This window comes from Bordetella tumbae (assembly GCF_965139195.1).
GTDB classification, from domain to species: Bacteria; Pseudomonadota; Gammaproteobacteria; order Burkholderiales; family Burkholderiaceae_B; genus Bordetella_A; species Bordetella_A tumbae.
In genome coordinates this window covers 263,983-284,058 of the sequence record NZ_CBCSJH010000002.1, presented here as the reverse complement: position 1 = coordinate 284,058, position 20,076 = coordinate 263,983, and the positions used below count along the sequence as shown (strand labels likewise).

Genomic DNA, 20,076 nt, shown 5'->3' with positions numbered 1-20,076 from the left:
GGCCTCAGTTCAGTTCCAGCGGCCGCCGGAGCCCCCCAGGCTGAAGCGCCCCGCACCCATGAAGGCGATCGCCAATGCGCCAAACAGGAACATGCCTTGCAGCTCCAGCGCCCATCCGCCTTGGGCGTTGAGGCTGCTGAGCTGCCCAGTATGCGCCAGCATGATGGCCACGATCATGTTCACGACGACCAACAGTGCGCCCAGACGGCTATAGAACCCGAGGATGACCAACAAGGGACCGACGACTTCGCCCAGATAGGCGGCGTAGGCGAAGAAGCCCGGCAGCCCATGCGAGCTCAGCATGCCGGAGATGCCTCCCACTCCGCTGGAGAGTTTCATGATGCCGTGCAACAGCACCAGAATGCCTAGGCTGAGGCGTAAAACGAGCTTGCCGGTGTCATCAGATTTGATCATTTGGATTCTCTTTGATTTGTAGGTGTACACCCGTTAATAAATAAATGGCCCGCAAAACCTATTCATTGAACACGGCTGGTGCGCTCATTATTGCAAATCTTTGGTGAATGACAAGGTTGAACCCGATACAGGATGTGCCGCGCCGGCAGAGGGCGCTTGCGCCGCACTGAGGGAGTTCCGGACCTGAACTAATTCGGCCGCGACGGCCACGGCGATTTCCGCTGGGGTACGGCTGCCGATAGGCAGGCCCACCGGGCCACGCAGACGGGCAATGTGCTCGTCAGTCAAGTCAAACTGGCTCAGACGCTCGCGCCGTTTTGCCTGGTTTGGCCGAGACCCCAATGCACCGACATAAAAGGCGGGCGATTTCAGCGCCTCCAGCAAGGCCATATCGTCCAGTTTCGGGTCATGCGTCAGCGCCACAATGGCGGTGCGTGCATCGACGCCGATTTCCAGCACGGCATCGTCAGGCATCGTGGTCAGCAGCGTAGCTTGCGGCACATCCCATCCGCCATAGATTTCCTCGCGCGGGTCACAGACCAGAACGTGAAAGTCCAGCATCGTGGCGATGTGGCACAGCGCTCGCGCAGTCTGATTGGCGCCGATAATCAATAAACGCCATTGCGGCCCGTAGACCGCACGCAGAATCCGGCCATCAAAATCCGGGCCGTCAGCGGGATTGGCCGGCGCCAGCGTGCAGGCGCCAGTCTGCAGATCGAGCGTACGCGCAACCAGCCGTTGTTCGGTGATCTCCGTCAGCACGACGTCGAGCCACTCGGGCGTTGGCAGCGGCTCCACGACCAGGCGCAGCGTGCCACCACAGGGCAGCCCGAAACGCGCTGCCTCATCGCTGGTCACGCCGTAGGTAATGCGATCGGGCCGATCCGGCAGCGTGCCTGCTTGGGCGCGAGCGATCAAATCGTCTTCGACGCAGCCGCCGGAGACTGATCCCACCATGCGGCCATCGGCACGCAACGCCATCAGCGCGCCCGCCTGGCGGGGCGCAGACCCCCATGTCTGGGCCACCGTCGCCAAATGCACGGCGTGGCCTTCCCGAATCCATTCGCGCGCTTGGCGCAGCACATCCATATCCAGCGAGTTCATTGGAGCTGAGTCTTGTGTGAGGGTTATCAAAACGTTGATCAGAAGCGCTACTCAGGCCGGGTTCAACAAGTCGGCAGGGACGTCGACATCACGCAAAACACCAACGTCATCACACTCGATTTCGAGTGCGCCGTGGCGCACCAACAATGCCCGGGCGCCTGTGTCACCGCCGAGCTCGGCCAACTCGGGCAAGAACTGCGTACCGAATATAACAGGGTGCCCGCGTTGGCCCTGGTACACCGGCACGACAATGCGATCGGGGGCGGCGTGCGCCAATAATCGCTTCAGCGTGTCGGCCCGCAGCCAGGGCATATCGGCTAACGCCACGACACAGGCTGTCGGTTGGGGTTCCGTGTTTGCTGTATCCGGCTGGACATTCGGCCGCTGGATGAGGTGCCGGGCGGCTGCCGCCAGCGAGATTCCCATGCCGCGAGGACTGTCCGGCACATCGACAATCTGGCAGCCTGCATCGGACAGTATCGCCGATAAGGCGTCCGGGTGCCCGGCGACGATTGCGATCGTATCTGGCACCACCGTCAGCAAGGTTTGCGCACTCGCCTGAACAACATGGCGGCCGTCTGGCAGCTTGGCCAGGAGCTTGTGCATCTCGTGACCAGGGGCTGCCGGCACGGCGGCGCGATAGCGCATACCTTCACCCGCAGCCAGCAGGATGCCAGTATACCGATGCGTCGCGGCTGTCGCAGACTCCATTCCCGTCGCTGTGTAATCAATGATCGGCAAAGCTTAGGCCTGGGGGGCTCGCCTCGTCAATCGGCGCTGCCGCCCTGGCCCCGCCAGTCTGGAATCCGCGACTCATTCCCGCTGTCAGGGTTGCCGCACAAACAGCGCATCGGGGATGTCGTCAATCTCCGACAGAGTCAATGCCTCGCTGATCTGATTCGCGCCTGGGACAAAATTCATCGCGGCATCTTGCAGCATGGGAATCCGGAACGTATCGCCTTGCCAATGCTGCATGGCTCTGGGCGCGGAGGCTCCGGCGACCATGAGCAGGCCGCTGCCTTCTTGTCGAATCACGATGTCTCCATAATAGGGGTGCGTATAGCGGCCCACATAGCGTTTCGCATCGATGGCTTGGCCCGAACCGGCTGGCGGCGTGCCGTGCAGGCGGCCTGGGCGATCCAGTAATTGTGCCAATGCCTCATGCCATTTATCCCGCAGATCGGGCCAGATATCCTGATCCGGGCGATCGTTAAACAGCAGCATCATCAGTTTATATTCCAGCGCATCCGGTACACCCATCGGCGGTGTGTTGGTCAATATCACGATACCCAGGCCCTGCGCGGGCAAAAAAGAGACGCGCGTATTGATGCCTTCCTCGAACGCGCCGTTATGCTCGAGCACTTTGCGGCCATTATCGTTGCGGACCTCCAGCCCCAGGCCATAATGCAGCGACGGGAATGCGGGGTTGATGATGGTTTGCGCCGTCTGGGTTTCGTGCATGGCGTCTTCGGAGACAATCTGTTTACCGTCCAACTGACCGGCATTCATCTCGAATGCGATAAAGCGCAGCATGTCATTCAGCGTCGAATACACACCTCCCGCAGGGGCTTCGGCGTTGTGCGAGTTGACCTCGGTCGCGACCGCCTTGCCATTGATGATCTCGTGGGCTGCCGAGCGGTTTTCCACGCCCAGGAATTCCTCGTGTGTGACGACGGTGCGGTTCATCCCCAGAGGCTTGATGATCCGGCTGCGCACCAGGTCTTCCCACGACATGCCTGCGGCCTGTGCGGCGACTTCGCCAGCTAGCGTGAGATTCCAATTGGAATAGGCATACTGTGTACGAAAGGGCGTGACCGGTGGCAAATATCGCAACCGCTTGAACACCTCGGCGCGCGGATAGCTGAAGATCACCTCCAGATCGTCACCGTAGAACGACGCATAGCCCGTGCGTTGCGACAGCAAATCGCGCAGGGTCATTTCGCTGGTCACATAAGGGTCCTGAAAACGGATGCCGCTGGCCAGATCCGACACCTTGCTATCCCATTGCACAGCGTCATCGCCCACCAGCGCCGCGACCGACGCGCCGGCAAACACCTTGGACACCGAGGCCAGAGGAAACAGCGTATCGGCATCGACCGGTTTGCCATTGCGGGCATCGCGCACGCCATAGCCGCGGGCCAGCACGGGTTTGCCGTCCACAATGATGCCTACCGCCATACCCGGCAACCCACTGCGCGCCAGCAGATCGCTTGCATAGGCTTCAAACGCCGGCAGGACTCGTGCGACTTGCTCTGTGGTCAACGCCCGAGCGGCCGCGGCCTCGCTGGTGTCCAGGTTATAGGCGTGGGNGCTGCCCNCGCCGGCGACTGCCATGACCGCGGTAATCGCGGCGGATATCACACAGTGCCGATAGCACGGGAATAGCTGTTTCATCACAAATCCCTATTCGGTTGTCTTGCAACGTAGTGCCTGCTTTGCGGGGCTCGAGGATCGATCTGGCTCGTTCGCTATTGCCACCCGGTTTGATAAATCAATCTCAGCAACGCCTGATTGAACGCCACGCCTTGCTCCTGCTGGCGCAGAAATCCGGCTTGTACGATCAATCCAAAATCTGTTTGATAGGCCGCGGTGGCTGACCAGCCCCAATCGTTGTTGTCGACAAAGCCCTGGTCGGCCAGACTCCCTTGGACAGCGTTCAGATCGCGCCGCGCCGCGGTGAGCGTGTACAGCATCTGGCCGTGGCTGAGACTGGCCGAGAGCACAGTATCGGTGGCGGCTGCCTGGCGTCCCATATAGCCGCGCAGATACACGGCTTCGGCAAACAATCGCAGCCCCCACGTCTCGGACAGTGGCGTGTCGTAATTGACGGTGACTGACATGCCGGTTTCGCTGCGCTCGTCCGCCTCGCCGTCGCCGCGCGCCATTCGGCCCACTGCGATACCGCCGCGCAAGCCGGGGAGGCCAGGAATATCCGAAATGTCATAGGCGATCCCACCCGACTGCAACCCATGGGTATTGCCCGGTCCGCCGTCTTCCAGTTGGGGCAGGGCGGGATAGTCTTTTGTCCAGGTATGGCCAAATACCGTGTTGTCGCGCTTGAACACAATAGAGGTCAGTGTGTGGCGCGCCGAGTCCGCGTTTTTCCACGACCATCGCGCGCCCAGACCCAGCGAGCCGGGGTAACTGTAATCCCCGGAAAACCCGCTATAGATGCCGTCGACGGTCTGCCAGGCCTCGCCATAGCCCACCTCGAATTTCCCCGCAAACAGCGTGGTGTGACCGGCGTCGTAGGTCACAAACAGATTGCGCAGTTGTCCGTCCAGTTGTTCAAAAGCGCGATCTTCTGGGGCGGTGGCAAATGAGCGGAATTCCGCCAATCCCGATATCGCCAGCGTGGGCGTCAGCCGTGCAACGATGGCGCCCTGCATAAAGGGGTCTACCGTGTTCCACGACGACGGCAGACCCGAGCCCTCAGGGCCTTTGACATCATAGAAATGGGCGTTTTCGATGTAGCCGATGAACTGGCCCGAGACGTGCGGATAGGTTTCGTGCGGGGCAATTGCCGGATCGACCGCCGGGTCCAGAATGATTTCGGACTGCGATGCCCGCGCCGCGCCCGGTCCGATGGCTTGGCCCGCCAGCATCGTAAAGATGACTGCGCCAGAGAGGGACTGCCATCTTCGGAGTGCCGGCATGGGGTGGAGGCTAATCAAAAGAAACAAAAAGTGTTGCGATATTAGCAAAAACTTCATTAAAACAACACATTGCCATTTTTTTCTGCCGGTCCGACGGCGGCAAAACCGAATATCCGGCGTACCGTCCGGTCCGATTCAAGAAGGGTTTGAAAACGCGTGATTGCCGCCCCGGGATAGGGGCGCATGCGGCATGCGACTTGCTGATGGACATACAGGCGCCACGCTCTCGCGGCGCCGCAGCGGAATATGTGCCGCGCACATCAGGAGATAAGCATGATGAATCGCTTTGTACACAGTGGTCTGGCGGTCGTACTGACCTTGGGCATGATTGGTGTCAGCGGCGCGCAGGCGCCCACCACGCCGCAGCCTAGCCAGCCCGTTACCAAATTGGACAGTACCGATCGGCAATTTATGAATGATGCCGCCCACGCTGGCGCATTGGAAATCCAGGCCAGCAAACTCGCGCTGAAAAAGGGGCGTCACGCCGACGTCAAGGCCTTTGCGCAAAAGATGATCGACGACCATACCAAGGTCGCCCAGAAATTGGCGGAGTTGGCCAAGAGCAAGGGATATGAGATCCCGAGTGATCCCTCCTTGATGCAAAAGGCCAGGCTCAAGGCGCTGGATGTACGTGACGACAGTTTTGACGAAGCCTATGTAAAAGAGATCGGTGTTTCGGCACACGAGGACGCCGTCAAACTGTTTGAGAAAGCGTCCACCGAGGCCCAGGACCCCGATGTCAAACAGTTTGCTATAGAAACACTGCCCAGCCTGAAGCATCATCTCGAGGATGCCCGCAAGCTGCAGCAGACCATCGCACCGGCAAAGCAGTAGGCAACATGCCTCCGGTTGCCCCGTCATGATGGTAGAAAAGCATGCTGACGCGTGAAAAGAACGCACTCGTCGTGGTGTCTCCGCATCTGGACGATGGAGTATTCAGTTGCGGAGATCTCCTGGCCCGCAGCCGCCTGAGTACGGTCATCACGGTGTGCACAGGACTGCCGGAGAATCCCGCGCGCTTGACCTCGTGGGATCAGCGCTGCGGATTTCCGACTGCACGGGCGGCGTTGACGGAGCGTCTGGAGGAAAACCGGGAGGCACTGAGGCTATTGGGCAGCGACGGTGTAGAGCTCGGCCTGCCGGATAGCCAATACGTGCACAACTGGCAGCCTTTTATTCCGCTACTGCGCGAGTCGCTGAAAAATGCACTCGCGCGTCTGCATCCGCGTCAAGTGGTGATGCCGTTGGGCTTGTTCCACGATGATCACATCCGTGTGTCGGACATATTGCTCTCGTTGCTGTACCTGTTTCCAGCCGCGGTCTGGATGGCATATGAAGATGTGCCTTATCGTGCGCGCCCCGATGCCGTACCGCAACGGCTGTCTGTGATCCGGCAGCGCGGCATAGAGGCATCGCGGGTGGCGACGCCATGCCGTTCCGACCGGAAGTCCCGCGCCGTGTGGGCATATGGCAGCCAGTTGCGAGGATTTGGCGCTTGCCCGGACGATCTGATTCGCCCCGAAGGCTATTGGCGATTGACGCCATCGGAAGGCGGACCATGACTGCCTCTGACCAGTCTGTCACGCCGCGCGTGTCGATCGTTTTGCTGACCTATAACCGTCAGGACGAAGTGTGTGCAACGTTAGCGCGTTTGAAAGGACTATCCACGGCAGCCGGTCCGCCGCCCATCATTGTGGTGGACAATGCGAGTACAGACGGCACCGCGCAGCGCATCGCCGACGAATATCCCGATGTCGAATTGATCGTGTCGCAGACCAATCTAGGCGCGGCAGGCCGAAATCTGGGCGTGCAATGCGTCCGCACGCCTTACGTTGCCTTTAGCGACGACGATACCGCGTGGTCGCCGACGGCGCTGGATACCGCGGCGGGAATTCTGGATGCGCACCCGCACATCGCTGTACTTAATGCGCAGATCCTGGTCGGCAACGAGGCTCGGATCGACCCCGCTTGCGATGTCATGGCGGCCAGCCCCCTGGCTGAGGTGGACGATGTTGGCCCGGAACTGATCGGATTTATGGCAGGCGCCTGTGTCATGCGTACTGCGTCATTCCGAGACGCGGGTGGTTATTGGCCGCCCCTGTTCATCGGCGGCGAAGAGGCACTGTTGGCTTTGGATATTCTGCAAAAGGGTCAGCACATCGTCTATGCACCGAGCGTAGTGACGCATCATTGGCCATCCACGTTGCGCGACAACGGCCGGCGGCGTCGTTTGATGGCGCGTAATAGTATCTGGACTGCATGGCTGCGATTGCCAGTGCCAATGGCCCTGCGCAGCAGCATCGAGGAACTCAAGAACACGCCCACGCTGCTCGCCAGGCTGCAGTTGTCGGGGGATGTGTTGAGCGGGGTTCTTGCGGTATGGCGTCATCGGCGTTGCGTCAGTGACTCTGTTTGTGCAAGGGTCGAGCGAGTATCGCGATCGCGTGCCGCTGGGCTCAAAGGAACGGTGCCCAGCCTATGAACGGCAAGGCAGACGAATCCGTAGGCATATTGGACCAGGACGTCACAGCCGACAGCTTTGCGCGTAAAGAGGTCACGCGCACGATCTTGCGCGCGTTGTGGAAACATCGGGGCAGAACCGGGGCTGCGATCGCACTGCTGGTTGCCGCCAAACTTCTGATGGTGCTGGTCCCGTTTCTGTTGAAGTCCATCGTGGATAGGCTGAGCGAACCCGGACTGCTGGTTTTGCCGGTGTTTTTGCTCTTGGGCTATGCGCTGATCCGGTTTGGCGGCAGCCTGTTCACCGAGTTGCGTGATGTGGTGTTCGTGCGTGTGGCGCAGCGGGCGGTGGCCGATTTCACGTTGAGGGTCTTTGACCACCTGCAGCGTTTAGGGGCCCGATTTCACGGTACGCGGCAGACCGGCAAGCTCGCGCGCGACGTAGAAAGGGGCACCGCCGGTATCGGATTCCTGCTCGGGACTGCGCTCTTTACGCTGTTGCCGACGCTAGTCGAAATGGTCTCCGTAGTGTTGATCCTGATCATGGGCTATAGCGCGTGGTTTGCCCTGGCCATGGCCGCCACGTTCACGGCCTATTTTGTTTATACGGTGATCCTGGTGCGTAAACGGGTGGTCTACCAACGCCAAATGAATGATCTGGATTCACGCGCCGGCGGCCGGATTGTCGATAGTCTTTTGAATTACGAGGCCGTCAAACTCAACGCGAACGAAGGGCTGGAGTCCCGGCGGCTGAGCCATGTGTTGGGATCATGGGTCGACGTGGGGATACGCAATCAAGCGTCGTTATCGCGGCTGCATGTGGGGCAGAGCGCCATCATCGCCTGCGGTGTGGCGACCGTCATGTTGCTGGCAGGCGAGCAGGTGGTAGACACGCGCATGACAGTCGGGGATCTGGTATTGGTCAACGCATACATCATCCAGATTTGCCTGCCCTTGAATACGCTGGGCCTGGTCTTTCGCCAAGCCAAAGAAGCTTTCGTGAATGCGGAGCGAGTCTGCGACCTATTGCGCAAGCCCACGGAAACGGGCGACGACGCGACACTGCCGGACTTGGACCCCGGTATGGGAGAAATCCGATTTGAGAAGATTAATTTCGGCTATGAAGCCGGTCGCCAGATATTGTGGGACATCGATCTGACGGTTCGCGCGGGAACGACACTGGCCGTCGTGGGCGGCAGTGGTTCAGGCAAATCGACATTGGCGCGCCTGTTATTCCGTTTTTATGATCCCAGCGACGGCAGCGTGCGCGTCAACGGCCAGGACCTGCGCACGGTCAACGTACGCAGTATTCGCAAAGCCCTGGGCATCGTACCGCAGGATACCGTGTTGTTTAACGAGACCATTGCCTACAACATCGCCTACAGTCAGCCCGGCGCGACTCGCGATCAGATCGTGCAGGCAGCACGTGGGGCGCGAGTACATGAGTTCATCGAAAGCTTGCCCAGCGGCTATGAGACCCCGGTCGGTGAACGCGGCATCAAACTGTCCGGCGGCGAACGTCAACGCATCGCCATCGCCAGAGCCATTCTCAAAAATCCCTCCATCATGGTTTTCGACGAGGCGACATCGGCGCTGGACACGCGTACCGAGCGTGCGATTCAGGCCGAGCTGGAACGCCTCTCGCGCGGCCGTACCACCCTGATCATCGCGCATCGCCTATCGACGATCGTGCATGCCGACAACATTGTGGTGCTGGATCGAGGTCGCGTTATCGAACAAGGCCAGCATAAAGACCTGTTGGCGCAGCAGGGCATGTACGCGCAAATGTGGACGCTGCAGCGCCAGCAGTCCGAACTGGAACAGGCCCAGGACCGCCAGACTCGTCAGCCCGTGAATCTGGTAGCGGTTGTAGCAGGGGTATTGGATGCAATACGAGAGGTCGCATTAGAGCGAGGGGTAAACCTGTATACCCTCATCGGCAACGAGGCCGCGCGGATCAGCGGCGATCCCAGTACCTTGCAACAGTTAGTATGGGATCTATGCTTGCATGCGATCGCGGTTACGCCACCCGGCGGACGCATCGAAATAAGGCTGCAACGCAATGGTCCCATGGCGCATCTGGCAGTGACCGATGGGCGTTCGGACCTCGTGTCCTCGACGGGACAGGATGGTTCCGATGCGTTGCGTCGAGCGGCGGCGTTGGACCCGGCTCAGCTGGCTGCACAGGTCCAACGGCAAGGCGGAGTCTTTCATAGTGCGGCAGCCGATGTGGGCGGCCTGACGTTCTCGGCCGACTTTCCGATTCGGGCCGTCGAGCCCACTGTGACACGGCGGGATGCGCAGCGTGCCGATGTGCAGAATGTGTCGGTCATGGTGGTGGACGATCAGGACGAGGCACGCGAAATGATTGCCGAGGTGCTCAAAGACAACGGCGCCCGTGTGACCGAATACGCTGACGGTGAACAGGCATTGGCTGCGTTCAAGGCCATGTCCGCGGATCAATGGCCCGACGTATTGATCTGTGATCTTTCCCTGGGTGAGATAGACGGCTACGAAGTCATCGCCCGGGTGCGGGCTATGGAGGCTGAACGAGGCGCTGCGCTCGCCCATCGCCTGCCCGCTATTGCGCTATCGGGTTTTGCAGAGCCCGAATACCGATTGCGTACCTTGCTGGCCGGGTTCCAGATCCACTTGGCCAAACCGGTCAATACACAGGAGTTGTTGGCGACGGTGGGAGCCTTGCTGCCTGCTGCGCCAGCCAGCTTCGGCGGCAATCAGGAAAAAAGCTGATTGCGCCTGAATCGCAGGAATTTCCACGCTTTTTTCGTTGCGCGGCACTTCTTACGCCTGCCGGTAAGAAGTGCCGCATCGCGTCGATTTCCCTGTTGTACCGGCATACATCGCCGTATGTGCGCCTCTACGGCACAGCACTTGCTTCATAACAAGATACCGGCGTGCGTCACCCGTCGAGCGCTGGCTAGAAAACGGAGCTTCATTATGAGAAAGATTGCCCTCATCAGCGAGCATGCGTCGCCGCTCGCGCTGGCTGGCGGCGTCGATAGCGGCGGACAGAACATCTATGTGGCGCAGGTTGCCCGTCAATTGGCGCGCGCAGGGATTCAAGTGGATGTTTTTACGCGCAAGGACGACCCCCTGTTGGCACCAGAACAGGAATGGATGGACGGTGTGAATATCGTGCACGTTCCGGCAGGGCCGGCGAGCTATCTGCCAAAGGAACAAATGCTGCCGTATATGGACGAATTCAGCGCCTTTTTGCAACGGTACTTCGCACGGCAACGTCGCGGCTACGATGTCATTCATGCCAATTTTTTCATGTCAGCGTTGGCGGCATTACCCGTATCGCAACGGTATGGCGTGCCGATGGTGGTGACCTTTCATGCACTAGGCAAAGTGCGCCGGCGCTATCAGCAGGAAGCAGACCGTTTTCCAGATAGCCGGTTCGACATCGAAGACGAAATCGTACGGCATGCCGACTGCATCATTGCAGAATGTCCGCAAGATCGGCGCGATCTGATGGAGTTGTACGAGGCTGATCCGACACATATCGACATCGTGCCCTGCGGCTACGATGCAGGGGAAATGAAGCCGCAATCCAAAGCCGCTGCGCGCGCCGCACTCGGCTGGGACGACGAGACTTTTACCTTGCTGCAGCTGGGACGTATGGTGCCGCGCAAAGGCGTCGACAACGTGATTCGAGCATTGGGTCGATTACGCCACCGCTACGGTATCGAGGCCAGGCTGCTGGTCGTCGGCGGAAACTCGGAAGACGCAAGCGAAACCGCCACCCCTGAAATCGGACGGTTGCGCGGCATTGCAGAACGAGAGGGCGTCGCGCCCGCGGTGCAATTTACGGGCCGTCGCGATCGCGACCAGCTGGCAACGTACTACAGTGCCAGCGACGTCTTTGTGACGACACCGTGGTATGAGCCGTTTGGTATCACGCCCGTCGAGGCAATGGCATGCGGCCGGCCTGTGATTGGTGCGGACACCGGGGGCATTCGCACGACCGTCGTGAATGGCAAAACCGGATTCCTGGTGCCACCCAAAAATCCCGACAAGCTCGCCGAGCGTCTGGCGCAGCTGGCCTCGAATCCCGAGCTATGCGAGCGGATGGGCGAAGCAGGCCGCTTGCGTGCAAGACGGCTTTATACATGGCAGCGCGTGGGACAGGATTTGCTGTCGGTCTATGAGCGCCTCGAAGCGGGCAGGGCCGGCCGGACTCGTCATGCCGTTCAGATTGCGGCGTAAAGGAGCGAATGATGCATGAATTCGAAACATTGAAGGATCGGGCGATTCTGGTGACAGGCGGCGGCAGCGGCCTGGGCGCGGCGTTGTGTCAGATGCTGGCGGCAGAGGGGGCCCGTGTTGCGGTGGCAGACATTGATGAACAACGCGCAATGAAGCTGGCCGGACAGTTGAAGGAAACCGGGGCCCAGGCCATCGCCTGCGGCATGGATGTCGGCGTGGTGGTGGATGTACGCGACGGGCTGGATACCGTGGTCGGCCAGTTCGGCAAGCTGGACGCCATCGTCAACAGCGCTGGCGTGGACGTGACCGCGCCGATCGACACGCTGGATACCGATGTGTGGGAAAGAGTCCTGCGCACCAATCTGACGGGTCCATTTCTGATGGCGAAAATGGGAAAGGATCGTTTGAGTCCCGGCGGGCACATTGTGAATATTGCCTCCACGGCCGCCCGGCGTGCCTGGCCGAATGCCAGCGCCTATCATGCCAGCAAATGGGGCTTGATGGGCCTGTCGCATGCCTTGCATGCAGAGCTGCGCGGGGCGGGACTGAAGGTCAGCGCGGTCATCGCCGGCGGCATGCGCACGCCGTTTCTGCTGGATCGATTTCCGGACATCGACGTGGGCACCTTGCAAGATCCCGCTAACGTCGCACGCGCCGTGCGCTTTATCTTGACCCAGCCGCCAGAAACCGTCGTGCCCGAAGTGATGGTGTTGCCGATGAAGGAAACATCATGGCCCTGAGGCCAGCGGTATTCCTGGATAAAGACGGCACCGTGCTTGTCGACGAGCCTTATAACGTCGATCCCGATCGTATGAGCTATGCGCCGGGCGCCGTTCAGGCGTTGTCGTGCCTGGCGGCTGCTCAACTGCCATTGGTCGTGATCAGCAATCAGGCAGGGATCGCTCGAGGATACTTTCATCCCGATGCCCTGACCGCGGTGGGCGATAGGTTGGCCGAGATGTTCCGTGCAGCGGGTGCGCAGCTCGATGGTTTTTACTGGTGCCCGCATGATCCGTCGGGGATACTGCCGGACTTCGCCATCGAGTGCGATTGCCGCAAGCCTCAGCCCGGCTTGCTGTTACGGGCCGCGCGGGAACTTGGCCTGGATCTGGAGGCATCGTGGTTCATCGGTGACATTCTCGATGATGTGCAGGCCGGTCATCTGGCAGGGTGCCGCAGTGTGCTGCTGGACGTGGGCCATGAAACGGAATGGCGCATGACGCCGGGTCGCGAGCCTGATCGATGCGCCGCCGATCTCTATGAGGCCGCTCGTCTGGTGTTGAATGCCATGGCAAATGACGCCGCCGCACAGGGAGGCTGAACATGGCATGGGATTGGGCTGCGACTCGGCATGTCCTATGTGTACGCCTGGACAATATGGGCGATGTCCTGATGTGCAGCCCGGCGATGCGCGCGTTGCGCGAGTCTGGTGCGTCACGCCTATCGTTGTTGGCTTCTGCTGCCGGTGCCCGGGTGGCGACCCATATTCCTGAGATCGACGCGGTGTTGGCCTATGATCCCGCTTGGGTCAAGAACGACTCGTCAGGCCGGGACGACGATCTTGACATGATAGGCAGACTGCGCGCGTTGCGACCCGACGCCGCGGTGATTTTTACCTCTTTCAGTCAGAGTGCCTTGCCCGCAGCGCTGATGTGCCATCTGGCCGGCATACCGAGCGTCCTGGCGCACTGCCGCGAGAATCCGTATCGCTTGTTATCGGATTGGGTACATGATACCGAACCTCAAAGCGGCATCCGTCATGAGGTGCAACGGCAGCTCGATCTCGTCGCGCATGTAGGTGCGCATAGCGCAGAGACTCGGTTGTCATTTCGTGTCCGTGATGGCGATCGGCTTTCGCTCAAGCACAAACTCGTGCACCTGGGCGTGAGCGAATCGGAGGGCTGGATTTGCGTGCATGCGGGCGCCACCGCTGCCTCGCGCCGTTATCCGCCCGCATTGATGGTCCAGGCCTTGGTCGGGCTGCGAGGAGAAGGGCGCCGCATTCTCCTACTGGGTGGACATGAAGATCCCGCCTTGGCGCGGGCCTTGGCCGATCATCGCGCGCTGTTGCCCGGTTTAATTGATCTGTCCGGCCAATTGACGCTGGGCGAACTGGGTGCTGCGCTGGAGGGCGCGGGCGTCATGATCTGCAATAACAGCGGCCCTGCGCATATTGCCGCCGCCTTGCAGACTCCCATCGTGGACCTCTACGCCCTGACCAATCCACAACACACGCCGTGGCAAACCGCCGCTCGCGTCGTCTATCACGATGTGCCGTGCAAATACTGTTATCGCAGTGTATGTGTGCAAGGCCATCATGCTTGTCTCGCAGGCGTAGATCCACGCCGTGTCACGGCCGCGGCACGGGAATTGCTGGGGCATGGACGCGACGACAGCGTCGTTTCACGTCACGCGGAGGATGTCTCATGCTTACCTTAGGAATCAATGCCGCTTATCACGATTGCGCCGCGGCACTGGTGCGAGACGGTCAGGTGTTGGCCGCCGCGGAAGAAGAGCGCTTTACCCGGATAAAGCATGGCAAACGCCCCGTGCCGTTTACCGCCTGGCAATTGCCATATCACGCGATCGACTATTGTCTGGCGCAAGCCGGCGCCCATCTGGGGCAGGTCGATCATATCGTCTATGCCTACGACCCAAAGCTGTTGATGTCGGCGGATAACACCGAACCGAATATCGTGCTGCCCCTGGAGCCATCGAAAGCCGGTTTTGGACCTGATGGCGAGTCGCCGTGGGATCCCTTGTTTGTGTCTTATCTGGTCAATGCGCCGCGGCAATTGCTGGATGGCGTTCCGCATCATCTCAGGTCGCCCCGGCTGGATGGCCTGACACTGGATCACATTAAAGACCGGTGGGTCAATCTGGATCACCACTTGTCGCACGAGGCGAGTGCGTTTCTGGCCGCGCCGTTTGACGAGGCTGCGGTGTTGACCATGGACGGCCGAGGTGAACGCACGACGACGAGTTTCGGCCATTTTTCACGAGGCGAATACCACCGCATCAAACAGATCGATCTGCCGCATTCGCTAGGCCTGCTGTATGAGGAAGTCACCCGTTACCTGGGGTTCCTGCATTCCTCTGACGAATACAAAGTCATGGCGTTGGCGTCATTCGGAAAACCGACGTATCGCAAGGAGTTTCGCGAGATTCTGAGTCTGGAGGATCAGGGCGGATATGCCTTGCATCCAGCGAAGTTGACTGAGCGCTTCGGCCCGGCCAGGCATCGCGGCGAGCCATTCGATGAACGGCACAAGGACATTGCCAGTTCCTTGCAGTATGTCCTGGAAGAAACCGCACTGCACATGACACACTGGCTGCGCAAGCAAACCGGGTCGTCGCGGCTGTGCATGGCGGGTGGCGTGGCACTGAACTGCGTCATGAATGCGCGTATCGCACGGGACGGCGAATTCGAACAAGTGTGGGTGCAGCCTGCGGCGGGTGACGCAGGTACGGCGTTAGGCGCGGCGCTATATGTCGATTATCAGCGCCGGGGCGGTCCGCGTGAATGGGCCATGGAACATGCCTACTTGGGCCCGGACTATACGGACGAGGAAATCGAGCGGTTCCTCTATCAGTCGAGATTGGCGTTTCGCAAGCTGGACGATGTGGCGGAGGAGGCCGCAGAACTGCTGGCCCAGGAAAAAATACTGGGATGGTTTCAGGGGCGCATGGAATTCGGTCCACGCGCGTTGGGCGCGAGATCGATTCTGGCCTCGCCATTGGACAGCGCGATGCAAGCACGCTTGAACGGATTGAAAGACCGGGAGGACTTCAGACCCGTCGCGCCAGTGGTGATGGAGGATCGCGCCACAGCATGGTTCGACGGCCGTGGTGCTGCGTCGATCTGCGCGCCGTTCATGTTGTTTGTCTATGACGTATTGCCGCATCGCGCAAAACAGATTCCCGCAGTGAGGCATATCGACGGAACCGCACGCGTACAAACGGTACGGCGGGACCAGAACGCGCGTTATTACGACCTGTTGGCCGCGTTCGAAAAGCGGACCGGTGTGCCCGTGCTGGTGAATACCTCGTTCAATACGCGGGGTGAGCCTGTGGTGTGCAGCCCGCGCGACGCATTGGAGTGTTTCTGGACGTCGCCGCTGGATGCACTGGTGATTGGATCTTATCTGGTTGAGAAACCGCGATGAGCGCAACGATTGGACCTGCCATTCTGGTGTCGGTGATCGTGCCGACGTATCGCCGTCCGGATCTGCTGGAACGGTGCCTGAGGGCGTTGGTCAGCCAGCACTTTCCCCGCGATAGTTATGAAATCATTGTCTGCGACGATGGGCGTAGTGATGCGACGCGTCGACAGGTCGGTCAATGGCAACGTGCGCAACAGGATAGACCTGCGATACGGTATCTCGCCGTGGTGGGCGAGAAAGGCCCGGCCGCCGCCCGCAATATGGGCTGGCGCAACGCGCGCGGCGGCATCATCGCCTTTACCGACGATGACACGATCCCGGCACCGGACTGGCTGGGGCAGGGCGTACAGGCAATGACAGCGAGCGTGGCGGCGGTGACCGGTGTTACGGAAATGCCGTTGCCCGATCCTCCGAGCGATTATGAACGCGATGCGGCAGGCTTGACCCGCTCGGCCTTTATTACCGCCAACTGCTTCGTCCGACGGTCCGCATTAGAGACGGTCGGGGGCTTTGATACACGCTATACCATGGCTTGGCGAGAGGACTCCGATTTGCATTTTGCGCTCTTGGATCGTGGATTCTCGGTTCAGGCTGCGCCCTTGGCCCGCGTATTGCATCCGGTGAGGCCGTTTCGCTTTGCGGCGGGCCTGGGAATGCAGAAAAAAGTGATGTTCGATATGTTGTTGCGGCGGAAATATCCGTTTCTTTATCGCAAGCATATTCGCGATCGGCTGCCTAGCTTTTATTTGTACGTGACCGGGTCGTTTCTCGCGGCGGCCGTCTTGGCCGTCGCTGGGCAGTATCCCCTGGCCGGTGTGGCCGCAGGGATATGGTTGATGCTGACCGTCATATTCTTTCTGCGCCGTCTCCGAGGCACGCGCCGCTCGCTGCAGGCAGTCGCGGACTTGATGATTACTTCAATATGTATCCCGCTGCTGTCCATTTTATGGCGTGTGGTCGGCCTCGTTCGATTCCAGAGGGCGGCGGTATGACGGCAGTACTGGATCCCCTGCATCCTCCGCATCGCATCATCGTATTCCGTGCGCTGCAACTGGGTGATATGTTGTGCGCCGTCCCTGCATTCAGGGCGTTGCGGCAAGCCTTTCCCCGTGCGCAGATTGTCTTGGCAGGATTGCCCGGCGCGCGTGAGTTCGTCGACAGATTCCATGCCTATGTGGATGAATTGACGCCATTCCCTGGAAACCCGGCCTTTCCAGAGCAACCGCCTGACGAGGCGGTGTTGCCTGCGTTCTTTGAACGCATACGATCCTGGCAACCCGATGTCGCATTGCAGCTGCATGGCAGCGGGCGTCAGTCCAACGAGGTAGTGCGTCAATTCGGCGCGCGGCAGTGGGTTGGCTTTGTGCCGGCTAGCGATGAACAAGTGCCCGGCGCACGCTTGGTCTGGCCGGACCATCTGCCTGAGGTCCTGCGATATCTCGCGCTGCTGCGTTTTGCCGGCCTGGAAAACGTACACGATGAGCATCTGGAGTTCCCATGTTCCCACGCGGACGAACGGGACGCGACGCACCTGATACGTCAATGGAATCTGGATCCTCGCAAGCTCGTGCTCATCCATGTGGGGGCTCGCCTTGCGTCGCGCCGCTGGCCATTAGCGCGTTTCGCAGACATCGCAAGGGGTCTGCATCAGGATGGTTGGCAGGTCGCATTGACCGGCACCTCCGGCGAACGCGCAATGACTGCTGAGCTGCAGCGGCTGGCTCAGATCCCGCTGGCAGACCTATCGGGCCAGACCAACTTGGGCAGTCTGGCGGCGCTGGTGCGGGTGAGTCGCTTGCTGGTTTGCAACGATACGGGGATATCCCATATCGCAGCCGCGATGCAGGCTGCCAGCGTCGTGGTGGCCTGCGGCAGCGACACACGCCGCTGGGCGCCGCTGAACCGCAAGCGGCATCGTGTGCTGTCCGCAGAGGTGCCATGCCGTCCTTGCGCGCACCCCGTGTGTCCGATTGGACACCCTTGTGCGCTACAGGTGACCGTGCCCGAAGTGTTGGCGGCGGCGAGGGGTCAGCTCTATGCGGGCGAGAAGGTGACAGCATGATGACAGTTCCCCCTCGCGAGCCCTCGCGCCGTTTGCGTATTTTGACCTGGCATGTCCATGGCAATTATCTCTACGCGTTGCATCATGTCCCTCATGATTTCGTGGTGCCGGGCCTGGATCACGCCATGCCGGGCTATGGTGCGCTGGGCAATCGGATCCCATGGGGCAGTAATCTCACCCAGGTGCCGGCGGAGCAGTTGCGGCACTTGCAGTTCGACTGCATCCTGTATCAGTCCCGGCAGAATATCGAAGACGCGCGCCTTTTGCTGACCGATCAACAGCGCGCGCTACCCAGCATCTATCTGGAACACAATCCCCCGGAGCCGCATCCTACGGATACGCAGCATCCGTTTCGCCACCCACGGGGCCTGACGGTCCACGTCACGCCTTTCAATGCAGTGATGTGGAACAGTGGCGGCATGCCTGTCAGGATCGTGGAACACGCGGTACCTGATCCTCAGGTCGCGTACGACGGCAGCCTGGCGCGAGGAATCGTCGTCGTCAATCATCTGGCTCGTCGTGGCCGGCGTATAGGGCGGGATATTTTCGAGCATATGCGTTTGCATACCCCTTTGGAATTGATCGGCATGGACGCCGAGGCATTGGGTGGTCTGGGTGAGATTCCCAATCTCGAAGTCGCAGCCCACATGGCTCGCTATCGTTATTTCTTCAGCCCGATCCGTTACGCCAGTCTCGGCTTGTCGCTCGTCGAGGCGATGCTGTGCGGCCTTCCCGTCGTGGGGTATGCCACGACGGAGCTGCCCACGGTGATCACCAACGGAAAAGAAGGCTATGTCGATACGCGGCTGGAACGATTGATTGAGGTGGCGCGCGAGCTGATCGTCGACCCTGAATTGGCCCGCACATGGGGCAGGGCAGCACGGGAAAAAGCGCTGCAGCGGTTTGGCATGGAGCGCTATATCGCCGAATGGCTCAACGTATTCGATACAGTGACGGAGCACCGATGAAAAACGATATAGCAGAAACGGGTCGCGCTTTGGTGGCAGGCGGTGCAGGCTTTTTGGGCTCTCATCTATGCACGCGGCTGCTGGTGGATGGATGGGAAGTCATATGCGTGGACAACTTCCAGACGGGACGTGCCAGCAATCTGGCGGCGCTGGCCGATCATCCCCGGTTTACTGTGCTGCGTCACGATGTGGTCGAACCCTTGGGCGATCTGGGTGTGACACGCATTTATAACCTGGCGTGTCCGGCTTCGCCGGCGCAGTATCAGGCTGATCCGTTAAGAACGCTGCGAACATGCCTGCTGGGAGCCATGCAGTTGCTGGAACTCGGACGCCGTACTGGTGCAAGGGTTTTGCAAGCCTCTACGAGCGAGGTGTATGGCGATCCCTTGCAACATCCACAGCGCGAGGGCTATTGGGGGCATGTGAACCCGGTTGGTCCACGGGCGTGCTACGACGAAGGGAAACGCTGCGCCGAAACGCTGTTTATGGAATATGAACACCGAGAGGGCGTAGAGATCAGGATCGCGCGGATCTTTAATACCTATGGCCCAAAGATGTCGCCGAATGATGGCCGGGTGGTCTCCAATTTCATTAGCCAGGCATTGGCGGGCAAGCCGCTGACTATCTACGGGGATGGTACCCAGACGCGATCGCTCTGTTATGTCGATGATTTGATTGATGGCCTGGTGCGTCTGATGGAGAGCCCGGCAGAGATCTCGCAACCCGTCAACCTGGGCAACCCCGTGGAGCTCTCGATGCTGGACATTGCGGATCTCGTGCTGGCGTCAACAGGGGCACAAGTGCCGCTTGCGCATCAGGATCTGCCAGTCGATGATCCGGCCCATCGGTGTCCCGACATTTCGCTGGCCCAACACTGTCTGGGATGGCATCCCAAGGTAAGCCCTGCCGACGGCATCGCTCGCACGGTGGCCTATTTTTTGGCTGAATCTCAAAAAGAGCCGGTATGCAGCAGTTCTTTGGCCAGCGCCTGACTGGGCGTGTTCAGCCGGAGGGGAGGG

At 60.2% G+C, this 20,076-nt stretch carries 18 protein-coding genes; 13 read left to right on the top strand and 5 right to left on the bottom strand.

The window, feature by feature from the left end; genetic code table 11:
- Positions 1-9: 9 nt before the first annotated feature.
- From ACNA0J_RS04915 to ACNA0J_RS04895, 5 genes are all read right to left on the bottom strand, one after another.
- A complete protein-coding gene (locus ACNA0J_RS04915; RefSeq protein WP_415816982.1) occupies positions 10-414 on the bottom strand; it encodes a DoxX family protein in 405 nt (134 codons plus the stop codon).
- A gap of 87 nt (positions 415-501) precedes the next feature.
- Positions 502-1,518, bottom strand: a complete 1,017-nt coding sequence (locus ACNA0J_RS04910) for an XdhC family protein (RefSeq protein WP_415816980.1) — start codon at positions 1,516-1,518, stop codon at positions 502-504.
- A 51-nt stretch (positions 1,519-1,569) separates the two neighbouring features.
- A complete protein-coding gene (locus tag ACNA0J_RS04905) occupies positions 1,570-2,229 on the bottom strand; it encodes a nucleotidyltransferase family protein (RefSeq protein WP_415816978.1) in 660 nt (219 codons plus the stop codon).
- Between the two features lie 114 nt (positions 2,230-2,343).
- Positions 2,344-3,780, bottom strand: a complete 1,437-nt coding sequence (locus ACNA0J_RS04900) for a serine hydrolase (RefSeq protein WP_415817143.1) — start codon at positions 3,778-3,780, stop codon at positions 2,344-2,346.
- Between the two features lie 206 nt (positions 3,781-3,986).
- The gene (locus ACNA0J_RS04895; protein ID WP_415816976.1) at positions 3,987-5,174 is read right to left on the bottom strand and encodes a hypothetical protein; all 1,188 of its coding nucleotides are present in this window, start codon (positions 5,172-5,174) and stop codon (positions 3,987-3,989) included.
- A 273-nt stretch (positions 5,175-5,447) separates the two neighbouring features.
- Here ACNA0J_RS04895 and ACNA0J_RS04890 point away from each other — a divergent pair, with 273 nt between their 5' ends.
- From ACNA0J_RS04890 to ACNA0J_RS04830, 13 genes are all read left to right on the top strand, one after another.
- Positions 5,448-6,008 carry a DUF4142 domain-containing protein gene (locus tag ACNA0J_RS04890; protein WP_415816974.1) on the top strand — a complete coding sequence of 187 codons (561 nt, stop codon included), beginning with the start codon at positions 5,448-5,450 and terminating at the stop codon, positions 6,006-6,008.
- A 41-nt stretch (positions 6,009-6,049) separates the two neighbouring features.
- Entirely contained in the window at positions 6,050-6,736 is a 687-nt protein-coding gene (locus ACNA0J_RS04885) for a PIG-L deacetylase family protein (RefSeq protein ID WP_415816972.1), read from the top strand.
- Positions 6,733-7,656 carry a glycosyltransferase family 2 protein gene (locus ACNA0J_RS04880; protein ID WP_415816970.1) on the top strand — a complete coding sequence of 308 codons (924 nt, stop codon included), beginning with the start codon at positions 6,733-6,735 and terminating at the stop codon, positions 7,654-7,656. The genes ACNA0J_RS04885 and ACNA0J_RS04880 overlap by 4 nt, the downstream gene beginning before the upstream one ends.
- Positions 7,653-10,385, top strand: a complete 2,733-nt coding sequence (locus ACNA0J_RS04875) for an ATP-binding cassette domain-containing protein (RefSeq protein WP_415816968.1) — start codon at positions 7,653-7,655, stop codon at positions 10,383-10,385. Before ACNA0J_RS04880 ends, ACNA0J_RS04875 begins: the two co-directional genes overlap by 4 nt.
- Before the next feature lie 207 nt (positions 10,386-10,592).
- Positions 10,593-11,864: a glycosyltransferase family 4 protein gene (locus ACNA0J_RS04870; RefSeq protein WP_415816966.1), complete on the top strand. Its 1,272-nt coding sequence runs from the start codon at positions 10,593-10,595 to the stop codon at positions 11,862-11,864.
- Between the two features lie 11 nt (positions 11,865-11,875).
- Positions 11,876-12,604, top strand: coding sequence for an SDR family oxidoreductase (locus ACNA0J_RS04865; protein ID WP_415817141.1), 729 nt, complete (start codon positions 11,876-11,878; stop codon positions 12,602-12,604).
- Complete coding sequence (locus ACNA0J_RS04860) at positions 12,595-13,185, top strand: D-glycero-alpha-D-manno-heptose-1,7-bisphosphate 7-phosphatase (protein ID WP_415816964.1); 591 nt, start codon at positions 12,595-12,597, stop codon at positions 13,183-13,185. The genes ACNA0J_RS04865 and ACNA0J_RS04860 overlap by 10 nt, the downstream gene beginning before the upstream one ends.
- A 2-nt stretch (positions 13,186-13,187) precedes the next feature.
- Complete coding sequence (locus ACNA0J_RS04855; RefSeq protein ID WP_415816962.1) at positions 13,188-14,303, top strand: glycosyltransferase family 9 protein; 1,116 nt, start codon at positions 13,188-13,190, stop codon at positions 14,301-14,303.
- Positions 14,291-16,030, top strand: a complete 1,740-nt coding sequence (locus ACNA0J_RS04850; RefSeq protein ID WP_415816960.1) for a carbamoyltransferase family protein — start codon at positions 14,291-14,293, stop codon at positions 16,028-16,030. The genes ACNA0J_RS04855 and ACNA0J_RS04850 overlap by 13 nt, the downstream gene beginning before the upstream one ends.
- Positions 16,027-17,019: a glycosyltransferase family 2 protein gene (locus ACNA0J_RS04845; protein WP_415816958.1), complete on the top strand. Its 993-nt coding sequence runs from the start codon at positions 16,027-16,029 to the stop codon at positions 17,017-17,019. Before ACNA0J_RS04850 ends, ACNA0J_RS04845 begins: the two co-directional genes overlap by 4 nt.
- Positions 17,016-18,089 (top strand): glycosyltransferase family 9 protein, encoded by a 1,074-nt coding sequence (locus tag ACNA0J_RS04840; protein WP_415816956.1) that lies wholly within the window; start codon positions 17,016-17,018, stop codon positions 18,087-18,089. Before ACNA0J_RS04845 ends, ACNA0J_RS04840 begins: the two co-directional genes overlap by 4 nt.
- Positions 18,086-19,057 carry a glycosyltransferase gene (locus ACNA0J_RS04835; protein WP_415816954.1) on the top strand — a complete coding sequence of 324 codons (972 nt, stop codon included), beginning with the start codon at positions 18,086-18,088 and terminating at the stop codon, positions 19,055-19,057. The genes ACNA0J_RS04840 and ACNA0J_RS04835 overlap by 4 nt, the downstream gene beginning before the upstream one ends.
- Positions 19,054-20,049: a UDP-glucuronic acid decarboxylase family protein gene (locus tag ACNA0J_RS04830; protein ID WP_415816952.1), complete on the top strand. Its 996-nt coding sequence runs from the start codon at positions 19,054-19,056 to the stop codon at positions 20,047-20,049. The genes ACNA0J_RS04835 and ACNA0J_RS04830 overlap by 4 nt, the downstream gene beginning before the upstream one ends.
- Positions 20,050-20,076: the final 27 nt, after the last annotated feature.

Coding starts and splice junctions, on each gene's coding strand:
- ACNA0J_RS04910 (WP_415816980.1), bottom strand. CDS start 1,518: ATGAACTCGCTGGATATGGATGTGCTGCGCCAAGCGCGCGAATGGATT.
- ACNA0J_RS04885 (WP_415816972.1), top strand. CDS start 6,050: ATGCTGACGCGTGAAAAGAACGCACTCGTCGTGGTGTCTCCGCATCTG.
- ACNA0J_RS04865 (WP_415817141.1), top strand. CDS start 11,876: ATGCATGAATTCGAAACATTGAAGGATCGGGCGATTCTGGTGACAGGC.
- ACNA0J_RS04850 (WP_415816960.1), top strand. CDS start 14,291: ATGCTTACCTTAGGAATCAATGCCGCTTATCACGATTGCGCCGCGGCA.
- ACNA0J_RS04855 (WP_415816962.1), top strand. CDS start 13,188: ATGGCATGGGATTGGGCTGCGACTCGGCATGTCCTATGTGTACGCCTG.
- ACNA0J_RS04905 (WP_415816978.1), bottom strand. CDS start 2,229: ATGGAGTCTGCGACAGCCGCGACGCATCGGTATACTGGCATCCTGCTG.
- ACNA0J_RS04830 (WP_415816952.1), top strand. CDS start 19,054: ATGAAAAACGATATAGCAGAAACGGGTCGCGCTTTGGTGGCAGGCGGT.
- ACNA0J_RS04875 (WP_415816968.1), top strand. CDS start 7,653: ATGAACGGCAAGGCAGACGAATCCGTAGGCATATTGGACCAGGACGTC.
- ACNA0J_RS04895 (WP_415816976.1), bottom strand. CDS start 5,174: ATGCCGGCACTCCGAAGATGGCAGTCCCTCTCTGGCGCAGTCATCTTT.
- ACNA0J_RS04880 (WP_415816970.1), top strand. CDS start 6,733: ATGACTGCCTCTGACCAGTCTGTCACGCCGCGCGTGTCGATCGTTTTG.
- ACNA0J_RS04835 (WP_415816954.1), top strand. CDS start 18,086: ATGATGACAGTTCCCCCTCGCGAGCCCTCGCGCCGTTTGCGTATTTTG.
- ACNA0J_RS04860 (WP_415816964.1), top strand. CDS start 12,595: ATGGCCCTGAGGCCAGCGGTATTCCTGGATAAAGACGGCACCGTGCTT.
- ACNA0J_RS04890 (WP_415816974.1), top strand. CDS start 5,448: ATGATGAATCGCTTTGTACACAGTGGTCTGGCGGTCGTACTGACCTTG.
- ACNA0J_RS04870 (WP_415816966.1), top strand. CDS start 10,593: ATGAGAAAGATTGCCCTCATCAGCGAGCATGCGTCGCCGCTCGCGCTG.
- ACNA0J_RS04840 (WP_415816956.1), top strand. CDS start 17,016: ATGACGGCAGTACTGGATCCCCTGCATCCTCCGCATCGCATCATCGTA.
- ACNA0J_RS04845 (WP_415816958.1), top strand. CDS start 16,027: ATGAGCGCAACGATTGGACCTGCCATTCTGGTGTCGGTGATCGTGCCG.
- ACNA0J_RS04915 (WP_415816982.1), bottom strand. CDS start 414: ATGATCAAATCTGATGACACCGGCAAGCTCGTTTTACGCCTCAGCCTA.